Below are 14,465 nucleotides of genomic sequence, written 5' to 3'. Positions count from 1 at the left end.
TTATATGGAAGTGAAGTGGAATTTAACATTAAAGTAACTCTTTGTAGTAAAAATGAAACAATATATTAGGTAACTACCCACATTATAAACACTCTCAAGATACCGCTTCATCAAAACAGGATGGCATTACCAAAACGCAGCTCTTCATTTAAGTCTATTTTTTACTACAAGCAGTTTGTGCTGCATAAAAAGAGTATTCACTAACACTTTAGGGTGCTCTTCAAGCACAGGCGAAGATCGTTCAATTATTCACCATCTAAAATCCATAAGCAGCTCTGTGCAAAAGAAACCATCGTGAAACACGTTATTATCGCTTGCAGAATTCATAGTTCTTCTGGCAGAATACCTCCTCTTAAGAATCCATACTCTGTCAATAATCTTTAAGCCAATCTACGGAAACTAAAGGTCTGCTCCACCGGACTTTTTAAGCGGAAAGGCGGCTACTCATTTATGGGAATAGTAAATATTACTAAGACTTACGATGCCGATTTTGTGAAACAGGTAGAAAAGGAAAGCGGACAGAATGTCTCCCTTTGCTACCAGTGCGGTAACTGTACCGCCGGATGTCCGTACACATTCGCGTACGACATCCCAGTAAGCAGAATCATGCGTATGGTTCAGGCAGGGCAGAAAGAAACCGTGCTCAAGTGCAAGTCACTCTGGCTTTGCGCGACCTGTGAATCCTGCACCACAAGGTGCCCTAACAACATCGACGTGGCTCACATCATGGATGTGCTGCGCCACATGGCCCGCAGGGAAGGATATGCTCCGGTACCCACGGTCAAAAAATTCTGGGACAGCTTCCTCGATTCCGTTGAAAACAACGGACGAGTGTTCGAAATCGGCCTGCTCGCGGCTTATGTAGCCAAGACAGGACGCTTCTGGACTGACATTGATCTGGGACCGAAAGTGCTGCCCAAGGGCAAGATGCATTTCAAGCCCCACGAGATTCAGGGCAAGGATGAAATCAAGAAAATCTTCAAAAGATTCCAAGAGGAGTCCCACAAATGAGTGATTCCTTAACATATGCCTACTATCCCGGATGTTCCGGCGCAGGAACATCCATGGAATACGACATGTCCACCCGGGCTGTTTGTGAAAAGCTGGGAATCCGGCTCACCGACATCCCCGATTGGAGCTGCTGCGGTTCCACCCCGGCTCACACCGTGGACCATACCCTTTCCAGCGCACTCTCCGCCCGCAACTTGCAGCTGGTTGAGAAAATGGATCTGGATACCGCAATTACCCCCTGCCCCAGTTGCCTGACCAACCTCAAGACCGCAGAACATCGCATGCAAAAAGATGAAATGCGCGAAAAGGTCAACAAACTGCTGGACAATCCCTACAACGGCGGTGTCTCCACCAAATCCGTGCTCCAGATTCTCGTTGAAGACCTCGGTCTCGATGCACTTAAAAAGAGCACCATCAAACCGCTCAAGGGACTCAAAGTTGCAGCATACTACGGCTGCATCATGAACCGTCCCCCGGAAGTGATGAACTTCGATGACCCAGAGCACCCTATGGCCATGGACAATATCATGAAAGCTATGGGCGCCACTGTTCTGCCCTTTCCTTTAAAGGTAGAATGCTGCGGTGCCTCCTTCGGTATCCCCCGCAAGGATGTGGTCATGAACCTGTCCGGAAAGCTGCTTGATGTGGCAGACGATCTCGGTGTTGACGCACTGGTCACCGCCTGCCCCCTGTGCCAGATGAACCTTGACCTGCGCCAGTCTCAGGTCAACTCTGCAACAGGTGCCAAGCACAACCTGCCCATCTTCTACTACACCCAGCTCATGGGCCTCGCCCTCGGCATGAGTGAAAAAGAACTGGGAATGGACAAGCTCTGCGTGAGCCCCCGTAAAGCTATCAATGCCATCGGCAAAGAAGAAGAGAAATAGCGGAAACCCTGCTAAGGAGAAGACTTAAATGAAAATTGGAGTTTTTGTCTGCCATTGCGGGACTAACATCGAAGGTACCGTGGATACCGCTGCCGTTGCGGCAGCCGCACGGGAATTCCCCGGTGTTGTTTTCGCAACCGATACAATGTACGCCTGCTCCGAACCCGGACAGGACGAGATCATAGAAGCAATCAAGGAACACAAACTCGACGGAGTGGTAGTAGCATCCTGTACACCCAGAATGCACGAACCCACCTTCCGCAAAACCCTCGAAAGAGCCGGCCTTAACCGCTACCTCTTCGAGATGGCCAACATCAGGGAACACGTTTCCTGGATCGGTCGCGACCGCGAAGCCAACACCAACAAGTCAGTTGACCTTGTTCGTATGGCTGCGGCGAAACTGCTCAACAACAAACCTCTCCATGCCAAGTACTTTGACATGAACAAAAAGGTTATGATTGTGGGCGGCGGTGTTGCCGGTATTCAGGCAGCTCTTGACTGCGCTGACGGCGGCCTCGAAGTTATCCTTGTTGAAAAAACATCCTCCATCGGCGGTAAGATGGCAAAACTGGATAAGACTTTCCCCACAGTGGACTGCTCCAGTTGTATCCTCGGACCCCGCATGGTTGACGTTGCCCAGCATCCCAACATCACTCTCTACGCTTGCGCTGAGATTGAAGAAGTAAACGGTTATGTGGGTAACTTCTCCGTTAAAGTAAAAAGAAAAGCCACCTATGTTGACTGGGAGAAATGTACCGGTTGCGGTATATGCATGGAAAAATGCCCCAGCAAGAAGGCTGACAACCCCTTTGACGAAGAACTGGGTAAAACCACTGCGATCAACATCCCCTTTCCTCAGGCAATCCCCAAGAAAGCGGTTATTGATCCCAACTTCTGCATCAAAATCAAACGCGATAAATGCGGCGTCTGTGCCAAGGTCTGCCCCTCTGAAGCCATCGTTTACGATCAGGTCGATGAGTTTGTAGTCGAAGAAGTAGGCGCAGTTATTGCGGCTACCGGTTTCGATCTCGTAGACTGGACTGTATACGGCGAATACGGCGGAGGTCAGTACCCCGACGTAATCACCTCCCTGCAGTACGAGCGCATGCTCTCCGCTTCCGGCCCCACCGAGGGACACATCAAACGTCCTTCCGATGGCAAGGAACCCAAGAACGTGGTCTTCATCCAGTGTGTAGGCTCCCGTGATAAATCCATCGGGCGTCCCTACTGCTCCGGTTTCTGCTGCATGTACACCGCAAAGCAGGCCATCCTGACCAAAGACCACTGCCCGGATTCACAGTCCTACGTATTCTACATGGACATCCGCTCCCCGGGTAAGATGTTCGACGAATTCACCCGCAGAGCGCAGGAAGAATACGAAGCAAGGTACATCCGTGGCCGCGTGTCCATGGTCTACCCCAAAGGTGACAAGCTCGTTGTACGCGGTGCCGACACTCTCATGGGCGATCAGGTCGAAATTGACGCGGATCTCGTTGTCCTCGCTGTCGGTGCTGAATCCGCACACGGCGCATCCGACCTCGCTAAGAAGCTGCGCATCTCCTACGATGCATACGGTTTCTTCATGGAAGGCCACCCCAAACTCAAGCCTGTTGAAACCAACACTGCCGGTGTATTCCTCGCCGGTTCATGTCAGGGTCCCAAAGACATTCCTTCCTCTGTTGCACAGGGTAGTGCGGCAGCGGCAAAGGTTCTGGCCATGTTCGCCAAGGACCAGCTGGAAAGTGACCCCGCGGTTTCTGTAGTTGATATCAAACGCTGCATCGGTTGCGGCAAATGCATCAGCACCTGCCCCTTCGGAGCTATTAAAGAAATAGACTTCCGCGGACAGCCCAAAGCTGATGTGATTGAAACAATTTGTCAGGGCTGCGGTATCTGCACATCCACCTGTCCTCAGGGTGCAATCCAGCTCCAGCACTTCACTGACAATCAGATTCTTGCGGAGGTTAACGCAGTATGCCGGTTCTAGAAGGTAAAGAACTCAGAATCGTCGGTTTTCTCTGCAACTGGTGCTCCTACGGTGGAGCTGATACCGCCGGTGTAGGTAGATTCACCCAGCCGACTGACCTGAGAATCATCAAGGTCCCCTGTTCAGGCAGGATTGATCCTCTGTTTATTGTGAAGACACTCATGTCCGGAGCGGACGGAGTGCTCGTGTCCGGTTGTCACCCCAACGACTGCCACTACGCTGAAGGTAACTTCTATGCCCGCCGCAGGTTGGAAATGCTCAAAAGGTTCATCACCATGCTCGGAATCGAGCCTGAGCGTTTCGACTACACCTGGGTTTCTGCATCAGAAGGCCAGCGCTGGCAGGAAGTTGTGACCAAGTTCACCGAACAGATTCACAAACTCGGCCCGGCCCAAAAGATCGAGGGTCCCGAAGCCGAGGAGACACTCAAATTGATGGAAGCTTCCCTCTAGTCAGGGTTGTTCCACGCAAGGAGAAACAGAGTGAAAAATCTGGAAGATCTTAAAAAGCAAATTAAGGACGGACTGTCTGAGCTTGATGTGGTCATCGGGTGGACAGACAGCTTCGATCCTCTGCATGCCACTCCGCACTTCATGCGCAGTGAAGCAGATGTAGATAAATTAAAAGTGGACGCTCTCAGCGTTCACAACCTTGCCACCTACCTGCCCTCTCTGAAGGGTAAAAAGGTCGGTATCGTGGTTAAAGGCTGCGACAGCCGTTCTGTTGTTGAACTGCTGCAGGAAAACCTCATCAAGCGTGAAGACGTAACCATTTTCGGTTTCGGCTGCACCGGCGTTGTGGATCAGGTTAAAATCCGCCGCGCTGTTGGTGATGTAGGACAGGTTGAAGCCTGTGAAGTGAGCGAATCTGAAGTGAAACTCACCGTAGACGGCAAAGAGCACAAGCTGCCCTTGGCAGACATGCTCTCTGACAAATGCAAGACCTGCCGCTACCCCAACGCAGTTCTCTCTGACCAGTTTGTCGGTGAAGAGATCAAAGCTACCGCTTCCTTTGAAGACGGCTACAAAGATCTCGAAGAATTCGAAGCCAAGTCCACCGAAGAAAAATTCGCATTCTGGCTTGGTGAAATGGACCGCTGCATCCGCTGCTATGCCTGCCGTAACGCATGCCCCATGTGTGTCTGCCGCGACCATTGCGTAGCACAGTCCCGCGATCCGCACTGGCTGAGCCAGGAAGCCCACGTCCGCGACAAGTGGATGTTTCAGGTTATCCACGCTTACCACCTTACCGGTCGTTGCACCGAGTGCGGTGAGTGCCAGCGCGCCTGCCCGGTAGACATTCCCATCCTGCTCTTCAAGAAGAAGTTCAACAAGGAAATCAAGGAAGTCTTCGACTACGAAGCCGGTCTTGATCCTAAGGCAACTCCGCCGCTGCAGACCTTCAAAATTGAAGAACCGACCATCAAGGAGAAGGAGTGGTAGCCATGGCAAAATTCATCAAATCCGACAAAGTATCGGCATGGCTGGAAGAACTGGGCCAGAAGCACGAAGTACTTGCTCCCCGTAACGAGGGAGATGCTATTGTCTTCAAGCCCTACGACTCCAAGAAAGGTTTCAACATCGAGCGTGAAGCAACCGCCCCTCCGAAAAAGGCATGCTTCCCCCAGAGTGAAACCCTCGTGGAATTCAGCCACATCAAAGATCTTGAGAATCCCGATAAAGTGGCTCTTGATGTTAAGGAAACCATTCCTGATTCATCCTGGGTTGTTTTCGGCAGCCGTCCCTGTGACGCCCGCGGATTCACCATGTTCGACCGTGTTTATCTGAACGGCAAGCACGTGGACGTATATTACAAAGCCCGCAGGGAAAACACCTTCTTCATCACTCTCGCGTGTGAAAAAGGTGAAACCACCTGTTTCTGTAACTGGGTTGGTTCCGGCCCGTCCGATCCCACCGGATCCGACGTGCTTATGGTTCCCGTGGACGGCGGCTACTTCCTCGAAGCAGTCAGCGACCGCGGCGAAGCAATACTCTCCAGCTCCCTGCTGGAAGACGGCGGTTCCAAACAGGCCGATGCCGACAAGTTCCGCGCAGATGCCGACCAGTCCATGAGCGAAGCACAGGACCTTTCCAAAGCTCCCGCAAAGCTTCTCGAAGCTTTCGACGATATGGACTTCTGGGAAGCACAGTCCGCCAAATGCCTGAGCTGCGGTGCATGCACCTATCTCTGTCCCACCTGCTACTGCTTCAACATCACCGACGAATCCGACGGAGTCAAAGGTGAACGCATCAGAAGCTGGGACAACTGCATGTCCAACCAGTTCACCCTTGAGGCCAGCGGACACAACCCCCGCCCCACCAAGGCACATCGCCTTAAAAACAGAGTCGGCCACAAGTTCAGCTACTACCCAGACCTGCATGACGGAGTTATCTCCTGCTGCGGTTGCGGTCGCTGCATCAAGAGCTGCCCCGTTGGTGTGGACATCCGTGAAATCGTCCTGAACGCTATTGCATACGAAGCAAAGGAGAAGGCAAATGGCTAATAATCCTTATCTTCCTGCGATGGCCACCATTCAGGAGGTCATTCAGGAAACTCCCAATATTATGACCTTCCGGGTGACCTTTAACGATCCCGGTTACAAAGAAAAATTCACCTTTGAACCCGGTCAGGTAGGACAGCTGTCCGCCTTCGGTATCGGTGAATCCACTTTCGTAATCAACTCTTCCCCCACCCGCATGGACTACCTGCAATTCAGCGTCATGCGCACCGGGGAAGTAACCGATAAACTGCACTCCCTGAGCGCAGGCGACCAGATCGGCGTACGCGCACCTCTGGGCAACTACTTCCCTTACGAAGATATGAAAGGTAAAGATATCGTCTTCGTAGGTGGTGGTATCGGTATGGCCCCCCTGCGCACCCTGCTCTACTACATGCTGGATAACCGCAAGGACTACGGCAAGATCACCCTGCTCTACGGAGCAAGAACTCCCGTAGACATGGCTTACCAGTACGAGCTGCCCGAATGGCTGGAATGCGACGACCTCGACACCCATCTGACCATTGATGCGGAATACGAAGGCTGGGAGCACAACGTGGGTCTGATCCCCAACGTGCTTCTGGATATCGCACCGAAGCCGAAAAACGCAGTAGCTGTTACATGTGGTCCTCCGATCATGATCAAATTCACCGTGCAGGCACTCGCCAAGCTCGGTTTCAAGGATGATCAGATTGTAACCACCCTTGAAAAACGCATGAAATGCGGCGTTGGCATCTGTGGCCGTTGTAACATCGGCACCAGCTACGTATGTCAGGACGGTCCCGTCTACACATACGAACAGCTCAAAAAACTGCCCAACGAAATGTAATTATCCGGTCCGCACGGACTGTTAATTGCCTACAAAGAAACCCCGTTTTCCACTGGAAAACGGGGTTTTATTCTGACTTTACCTTTACAGCAAAGGTTCTTTCTTATTATTATGCAAACATGAAAATACTGCTTGTTGATGACGAAAAAATAAATGCTCTCTCCGCTTCACGGTTGCTTGAAAAAAAAGGCTACAAAGTAGTGGTAGCCTCCAACGGACAAGAAGCCCTTGACCGTCTGGACGAATCTGATTTCGACTGCATCCTTATGGATATTCAGATGCCCGAAATGGACGGCTATGAAGCCATAGAAAGAATCCGTGACGAATTTGTCTTCGGTGAAAAGTCAAAAACGCCCATCATAGCCATGACCGGGCATTGCTATTCCGATGCCTTCGAAGAATTCAGACGGGCCAAAATTGAGCACTACATCTGTAAGCCTTTTGATTTCACCAACCTGCTTGAGATTATCAAGAAAGCGACTAGTTAAACAAACTGTCCAGCCGCATAGCCCGAAGACCATGCCCATTGCAGGTTATAGCCGCCCAACCATCCAGTTACATCAAGCACTTCGCCGATGAAATAAAGCCCGGGGACTTTCTTGCTTTCCATTGTTTTGGATGAAATTTCAGCAGTATCAACGCCGCCAGCTGCGACCTCGGCCTTGGCAAAACCTTCAGTTCCCTGCGGCTTTACCACCCATGAATGAATGCGCTCTGCAAGGGCAAGCTGCCGTTTCTTGGTCAACTGGCTGACCGGAGTATCCTCGTCCTGTCCATCCAGCAACAGCCCGACCATCTTGCGGGTAAAATAGCGCGCCAGAAAATTATGCAGGGCAACATTCTCTCCCTTATGTGATTCAAATAATTCCGAAATATTATGAGCAGGCAGCAGATTGATGGTCAAGGCTGAACCGCGCCGCCAGTAGTTGGAAATCTGAAGCACCGCCGGACCGGAAATCCCCTTGTGCGTAAAAAGCATATCACCCGTAAAAGTGCGTTTCTCGCAGGTAATTTCCACAGGCAAAGCATTGCCGCTCAGCTCCTTGCAGAACTTCCCGTCCTGTCCACTGATGGTAAACGGAACCAAAGAAGGACGCGCTGGAATAGTCTTGAGCCCATATTGTTCGGCAAGCTTATAGCCGAAAGCTGAAGCGCCAACTTGAGGCCACGCCGGGGAACCCAGCGCCACAACCAGTGACTCAGCCTCAAATACCTGAGAACCGCTGCAAACCTTAAACGGTCCTTCACCGCTAACCTCTTCAATCTGACGATCCAGCAGAGTTTCCACACCAGCACGGTGGCATTTGGAAACCAACAATCCTGCGATCTGTCCAGCACCCTCAAGGGTAAAAAGCTGCCCGTCTTCGCGCTCTTCGTATTCAATCCCGGCCTCGGCAACAAAGGAAATAAAATCCCACTGGTTGTGCCGCGCCAAAGCGGATTTCACGAAATGGGGGTTCGCAGAAATATAGTTATCCGCCGCAACATCCATATTGGTGAAGTTACACTTGCCGCCCCCGGCTACACGGATCTTACGCCCAGCCTTACCGGAATGGTCCAGCACCAGAACCTTACGCCCGCGCGCAGCAGCATGCATGGCACAATAAAGCCCGGAAGCGCCCGCGCCGAGAATAATTACATCATATTTTGAAGAGGTATTGCTCATGAGGGAGGTTGTAGGCTGGTTTGGGGGTTGGGTAAAGGGGAAAAATTGCGGGATCTAGAATAAACAATCATTATGATTGTCGCATACAGAACGTTGTCCGAATCACCCTGGCTAAGAACAATGTTTCAAGGCTTTCATAGAAGAACTTCGCCAAGAAGAACAAGAAGCAAAAGCCAAGTAAGCTGAATCTGACGAAGCCGACAAAGGCACCAAAGAATAAAAAAAATAGGCGAAAAGCACCAGCTCTTCGCCTATTTACTTTTAAATAAAATTCAATCCCAAAAACACCTACACAGACCGCCCATAAACATCCTCAAACCTCTGAATATCATCCTCACCCAGATAACTACCGGTCTGGACCTCTATAAGCTCAAGATTAATTTTACCGGGATTTTCCAAGCGGTGCATGGTTCCCACTGGAATATAGGTGGACTGGTCTTCCTGTAATAAAACTTCTTTCTCACCGACTGTTACTTTCGCAGTACCCTTAACCACGACCCAATGCTCGGCGCGGTGATGGTGCATTTGCAGGGAAAGCACCCCTCCCGGTTTAACGACAATTCTTTTGACCTGAAACCTGTCCCCGCTGTCCACGGTTTCGTATGATCCCCATGGACGATAGACTTTGCGGTGATTCTCAGCTTCCGTACGGCCTTGTTTCTTAAGCTCAGCAACCAGTCCGGAAACCTCCTGTCCGTGATCCCGTCCGGCTACCAATACTGCGTCCGTTGTTTCAACCACAATCACATTATCCACACCGACCACACCGAGCAATCTGCCGGACGAATGCAGAAAACTATTGCCCACATTCTTTGCCAGCACATCACCTGTGATAACATTGCCAACGGCATCAGACTCGCGTTCGCTCATTAAGGAATCCCACGAACCGATATCAGACCAACCGCCGTCAAATGGAACAACGCTCAGGTTATCCACCTTTTCAATCACCGCATAATCTATTGATTTGGCAGGGCTGGACTTAAAGCTTTCCTCATCAAGACGCACGAAGTCCAGATCAGCGCGCGCTTTTGCAATGGCACTTTGACAAGCGGAATACATTTCAGGCTCAAGCTGTTCCAACTTTTCAAGAAAAACATCCGCTCTAAACATAAAGATTCCGGCATTCCAAAGATATTCATCGGATTTAATATAAGATTTAGCAGTCTTAAGATTCGGTTTTTCTACAAATGCCTGCACTGCTTGCGGGACCATGGTTTCAAATTCCCCAGCAGTGCGGATATACCCGTACCCTGTTTCCGGCCTGTCCGGGACAATGCCGAAAAGGACAATACCACCTGATTGGGCAGATTTTACCCCGGCAGCAATAACAGAATTAAATTTATCAAGATCATAAATAACGTGATCGGAAGGCATAACCAGCATTAGAGCATCCGGATATTTATTACGGACATGAAGAGCAGCTACAGCAATAGCCGGAGCCGAATTACGACCCTGCGGCTCCAGAAAGATAGCCTCCGGCTCAATTCCCGCTGTCCGCAACTCCTCAGCAACCATAAAACGGTAACTCTCATTGCAAACAACGATCGGAGCTTGAGCACGATCCAGATTGCAACCCCGTTCAACAGTATTACGCAGCAGGGAATGCTCCCCTACCAAGTTCAGAAGCTGCTTGGGATGATTTCTGCGCGAAAGAGGCCAGAGTCTGGTTCCACTGCCCCCGGAAAGGATAACTGGTACGATCATGCTTTTTCCTACTTACGCTAATATACTAGAATAAAGAAATATTTGCTTTCACAATGACTATAGAAATACACGCTTCAACAAAAGTGTGCAAACGCATAGCTTCATGGACAGAGTTCCAAGGCAAACTCAACACTTGCCCATACCCGCAAAGACGGGTATTGAGGGGCCGCAACACGTGATATTATCTTTATAGATAAAGAAAACGATTTTTCACCTTTCACGGCACAATATCCCGGATAAATTCATTTTTTCATGCAACCAGCGTTGCATGTGGGGGATATTTGCGGCGTGGAGAGGAATTTATATTTTTTTAGGAGAATTTATTATGGCTCTCAGTATCGGCATCGTGGGACTGCCCAACGTTGGTAAATCCACACTTTTCAACGCCCTGACCAAGGCACAGAACGCGGAAAGCGCGAACTACGCTTTCTGTACCATCGAACCCAACAAAGCTGTTGTGCCCGTCCCGGACGAACGCATCGACAAACTTGCCGAGCTGGTAAAACCCCAGCGCATACAGCAGTCCACTGTTGACTTCATCGACATCGCAGGTCTGGTTGAAGGAGCAAGCAAAGGTGAAGGTCTCGGTAACAAATTTCTCGGTAACATCCGCGAAACTCAGGCGATCCTCCACGTTGTGCGCTGCTTTGACAACGACGACGTCATCCACGTTGCCAACTCCGTTGATCCCCTGCGCGACATCGACGTAATCGAAACCGAGCTGATCCTCGCAGACGTTCAGGCTCTGGATACCCGCATCGAGGGCATGAAGAAAAAAATCAAGGGTGATAAGACCCTCGGTCCTAAAATTGCCGAAGCTGAAAAGCTGCTTGAGCACCTCAACGAAGGTAACCCCGTAAACACTTACGGAGACCTCGAGACAGACATTATGACCGAGATGCTCCGCGACCTGCGCCTGATCACCGCCAAGAACGTGATCTACTGCGCCAACGTAGATGAAGAAGGTCTCACTGAAGACAACGACTACGTTAAGAAAGTCAAAGCTCTTGCTGAAGAGCGCGGTGCTGAATTCGTAAAAATTTCCGCCAAGATGGAAGAAGAACTGGTTGGACTTGATGAAGAAGAATATAACGAATTCCTCGAATCCTACGGTGTAACCGAGTCCGGTCTGGCTAAGATCATCCGCACCGGTTTCCATACTCTGGGCATGATCAGCTACTTCACTGCCGGAGTTAAGGAAGTTCGCGCATGGACCATCCATGACGGCGACAAGGCCCCCCGCGCAGCCGCAGCCATCCACACCGACTTCGAACGCGGCTTTATCCGCGCGGAAGTTATCGGTTACGAAGACTACGTTAAGAACGGCTCCGAAGCAGCCTGCCGCGCAGCTGGCGTGCTCCGTTCAGAAGGTAAGGAATACATCGTTAAAGACGGCGATGTTATTCACTTCCTGTTTAATGTTTAGCTTGCCCCCGGCGGCTTAAACCTTATATTAGGCTTCGCCGCTTCGCGAGTTAAGACTTGCACACAATGAACCCCGCAATATTGATATTGCGGGGTTTTCTTATCTTTTCTTTAGAACAATCACACCGATCACTATCAGGAAACATCCTGCCCATTGCTCAAGCGTCATATATTCGCCGAGCACCGGGATGGCTACCAATGCGGTCAACATAGGTTCGGTGGTCAGCAAAATATTGACAACTGATGGAGATAAGTGGGTCAGGCTAGCGTTTATCAGGCTCCATCCGGTCATGGATGGGCCGATTGCCAGAGTTAAAATACAGGCCCAGCCCTTCCAGTCCACTCCGGGCATGAAGATATCAGCAGGAGTTGGAGCCGTACCGGGAATTATTCCCTGAACCGTAAGATTAAGAATCAGCATATACACCGCTGCGATTCCAAAAACATGCATAAGCACGCTTAAGGGATGTAGATTCCGCTCAGCGCATTCCCGGCCGAACAGGGCGTATGCGGAATAAAACACGCCGGAGAAAAGACCTGCGAGCATCCCCAGAGGCGTCAGCGTAAAATCAGAAAAGCCGTGCAGCCCGCAAACCATAGCGCAACCTAAAAGACAAAATACTATGGATGGAACAATCCTCAGAGTAGGTTTATCTCCACCAAGCCACCACTGCGCCAACACAGTCAACGGAACGGAAATGTATACAAGTACAGTTGAAACCCCGGCTCCGTTAAAATAAACCGACCAGCCCCATATTCCGTTCAAACCCGTCAGGACAGCTCCATAAAAAGCCAGCAGTCCTATATTCTCCCGCTCGAATCTCAAAATATGTGGCTTAAAAAGCTTCAATCCAGTCATCATAATAGTGCTGACAAACAGGTTACGCCAAAAGGTAACCACCAATATCGGCTGTCCGTAATCCACAACCATAATTTTAATAAAAATACCCACAAGTGAAATTAATGCCGACCCGGCAAGAACCTGTGCTATTCCAAGACTTGTGGTTGATTTCAGATTAATCATTTTTCAATCCTTCAAAATTATTCGCAGCACACAATGCATACGGTGCGGCACAATATTTCAACGGCAAAAAGATGCAAAGAGAAATTTGACGTAATCGGGGGCTGACGGATAGATACAATTATTGGAAACAATATAAATACAGCGAGGATCAAATATATGACTAAGGCCCTGCCGCGACTTATAACCGCACTGCTGCTTTTCCTGCTTGGCGGATTCATCCTGTTCATGCTCAACCAGATTGCAGGATTGGCCCAGCTTTGCGCTGTATATTTCCCAGCGTCACATGATTACGTGCTATTCGGCTTGACTGGTCTGTTCCTCACCGTCTGCTTAAGCCCTCTGGTGATCTACATATTCCGCCCCGGACCGCTGGTTATGCCCGCCGACCCCACCCCGGCGGAACAGCGGGAATTCATCCGCAAACTACGTAAAAGACTGAAGTCCAATAAATACATCCGCGAAGCTGCGCTGCCTCTGTCCACCACCGAAGACCTCGATATCGCCCTTGAGCATCTGGACCGTATATCTACGGGAAAAATGAAAACCGTGGCCTCGAGGATTTTCCTTTCCACGGCCATCTCCCAGAACGGGCAGCTCGATTCATTCATCGTACTCGGCACTCTGACCAAGCTTGTCTGGGATGTATCCAAAATTTACAACCAGCGCCCTTCTATGCGGGATATGGTTGCGGTCTACGCCAATGTTGCGGGCACGGCTTTTTTTGCCAGCGCAGTGGAAGAACTTGATATCCAAGCACAGATCGAAGCAATCATGTCCCCGGTACTGGCGGGGTCTGCATTGGGTATGATTCCCGGTGCCAGCGGGCTGACCTCAATCGTCACCGCATCCATTCTGGACGGCTCCACCAATGCTTTCCTTGCCCTGCGCGTGGGCATCATTACCCGTGGACATTTTAATTTTCATGCGGAGAAAAATTCTCCGGGCTACCGCCGTGCCGTCCTGCGCGAAGCAGCGGGCATGCTTCTTTCAATAGCTATGGGCTCCACTAAAACCATCACCACCGCTTATATTAAAACCTTCACCGGAGCAGCCGGAGAAAAGGCCGCAAGCGCCGCCAAAAAGGTTGTCGATTCGACTGACAAGGCATTTCAGGCCACCAGCAAGGCTGCAAAGTATTCGGCGCAACAGGTAGGCAAAGTAGCCCGCTTCGCCACATTCAAAAGTGACAAGCAGAAAGAACCTGAGCCAGAACCGGAAACGGTGAAAGAGAAGGCCGGGAAAAAATTAGGTAGGGTTAAGGGCTTATTCAAACGAAAGAAGTAATGCCTCCAGCGGCCTAAACCCTTTAATTGACTTCACCGCTTAGCGGATTGATTTTCCAAAACAAAAACAACCGCAATATCTTTCGGGATATTGCGGTTGTTTTTTGAAAAAAATTTAACGAGCTAAGCGCGAAGCAAACTAAAAGTTTTCC

At 50.3% G+C, this 14,465-nt stretch carries 13 protein-coding genes; 10 read left to right on the top strand and 3 right to left on the bottom strand.

What is annotated here, in order from left to right; translation table 11 throughout:
* Positions 1-450 precede the first annotated feature (450 nt).
* From ACNI23_RS20590 to ACNI23_RS20555, 8 genes are all read left to right on the top strand, one after another.
* Entirely contained in the window at positions 451-1,011 is a 561-nt protein-coding gene (locus ACNI23_RS20590; RefSeq protein WP_015850487.1) for a 4Fe-4S dicluster domain-containing protein, read from the top strand.
* Complete coding sequence (locus ACNI23_RS20585) at positions 1,008-1,898, top strand: CoB--CoM heterodisulfide reductase iron-sulfur subunit B family protein (protein WP_420251093.1); 891 nt, start codon at positions 1,008-1,010, stop codon at positions 1,896-1,898. The genes ACNI23_RS20590 and ACNI23_RS20585 overlap by 4 nt, the downstream gene beginning before the upstream one ends.
* Positions 1,899-1,926: 28 nt before the next feature.
* Entirely contained in the window at positions 1,927-3,885 is a 1,959-nt protein-coding gene (locus tag ACNI23_RS20580; RefSeq protein ID WP_420251092.1) for a 4Fe-4S binding protein, read from the top strand.
* On the top strand, positions 3,873-4,337 hold the full coding sequence (locus ACNI23_RS20575) for a hydrogenase iron-sulfur subunit (RefSeq protein ID WP_015850484.1): 465 nt from the start codon (positions 3,873-3,875) through the stop codon (positions 4,335-4,337). The genes ACNI23_RS20580 and ACNI23_RS20575 overlap by 13 nt, the downstream gene beginning before the upstream one ends.
* Positions 4,338-4,367: 30 nt before the next feature.
* Positions 4,368-5,327 carry a 4Fe-4S dicluster domain-containing protein gene (locus ACNI23_RS20570; RefSeq protein WP_420251091.1) on the top strand — a complete coding sequence of 320 codons (960 nt, stop codon included), beginning with the start codon at positions 4,368-4,370 and terminating at the stop codon, positions 5,325-5,327.
* A gap of 2 nt (positions 5,328-5,329) precedes the next feature.
* The gene (locus tag ACNI23_RS20565; protein ID WP_420251090.1) at positions 5,330-6,388 is read left to right on the top strand and encodes a 4Fe-4S dicluster domain-containing protein; all 1,059 of its coding nucleotides are present in this window, start codon (positions 5,330-5,332) and stop codon (positions 6,386-6,388) included.
* Positions 6,381-7,211 carry an FAD/NAD(P)-binding protein gene (locus tag ACNI23_RS20560; protein ID WP_420251089.1) on the top strand — a complete coding sequence of 277 codons (831 nt, stop codon included), beginning with the start codon at positions 6,381-6,383 and terminating at the stop codon, positions 7,209-7,211. Before ACNI23_RS20565 ends, ACNI23_RS20560 begins: the two co-directional genes overlap by 8 nt.
* A 119-nt stretch (positions 7,212-7,330) precedes the next feature.
* Positions 7,331-7,699, top strand: a complete 369-nt coding sequence (locus tag ACNI23_RS20555; protein WP_420251088.1) for a response regulator — start codon at positions 7,331-7,333, stop codon at positions 7,697-7,699.
* On the opposite strand, the gene ACNI23_RS20550 is transcribed toward ACNI23_RS20555, so the two are convergent.
* Positions 7,696-8,877, bottom strand: a complete 1,182-nt coding sequence (locus tag ACNI23_RS20550; RefSeq protein ID WP_420251087.1) for a BaiN/RdsA family NAD(P)/FAD-dependent oxidoreductase — start codon at positions 8,875-8,877, stop codon at positions 7,696-7,698. The two genes, ACNI23_RS20555 and ACNI23_RS20550, sit on opposite strands and share 4 nt — an antisense overlap.
* Positions 8,878-9,165: 288 nt before the next feature.
* Positions 9,166-10,581, bottom strand: a complete 1,416-nt coding sequence (locus ACNI23_RS20545; protein WP_420251085.1) for a mannose-1-phosphate guanylyltransferase/mannose-6-phosphate isomerase — start codon at positions 10,579-10,581, stop codon at positions 9,166-9,168.
* A gap of 325 nt (positions 10,582-10,906) precedes the next feature.
* On the opposite strand from ACNI23_RS20545, the gene ychF reads away from it, so the two are divergent.
* Positions 10,907-12,007 (top strand): redox-regulated ATPase YchF, encoded by a 1,101-nt coding sequence (ychF, locus tag ACNI23_RS20540; protein WP_420251084.1) that lies wholly within the window; start codon positions 10,907-10,909, stop codon positions 12,005-12,007.
* A gap of 99 nt (positions 12,008-12,106) precedes the next feature.
* On the opposite strand, the gene ACNI23_RS20535 is transcribed toward ychF, so the two are convergent.
* The gene (locus ACNI23_RS20535; protein ID WP_420251083.1) at positions 12,107-13,030 is read right to left on the bottom strand and encodes a DMT family transporter; all 924 of its coding nucleotides are present in this window, start codon (positions 13,028-13,030) and stop codon (positions 12,107-12,109) included.
* Positions 13,031-13,186: 156 nt separating this feature from the next.
* Between ACNI23_RS20535 and ACNI23_RS20530 the strand changes: the two genes are divergently transcribed.
* Positions 13,187-14,314 (top strand): hypothetical protein, encoded by a 1,128-nt coding sequence (locus ACNI23_RS20530; RefSeq protein WP_420251081.1) that lies wholly within the window; start codon positions 13,187-13,189, stop codon positions 14,312-14,314.
* Positions 14,315-14,465 lie beyond the last annotated feature (151 nt).

It is taken from the genome of Maridesulfovibrio pacificus (SeqCode) (assembly GCF_048612815.1).
In the GTDB taxonomy this organism is placed as follows: Bacteria; Desulfobacterota; Desulfovibrionia; order Desulfovibrionales; family Desulfovibrionaceae; genus Maridesulfovibrio; species Maridesulfovibrio pacificus.
Note: the sequence above shows the minus strand (reverse complement) of the source record. Positions and strands in the feature narration are given on the sequence as shown.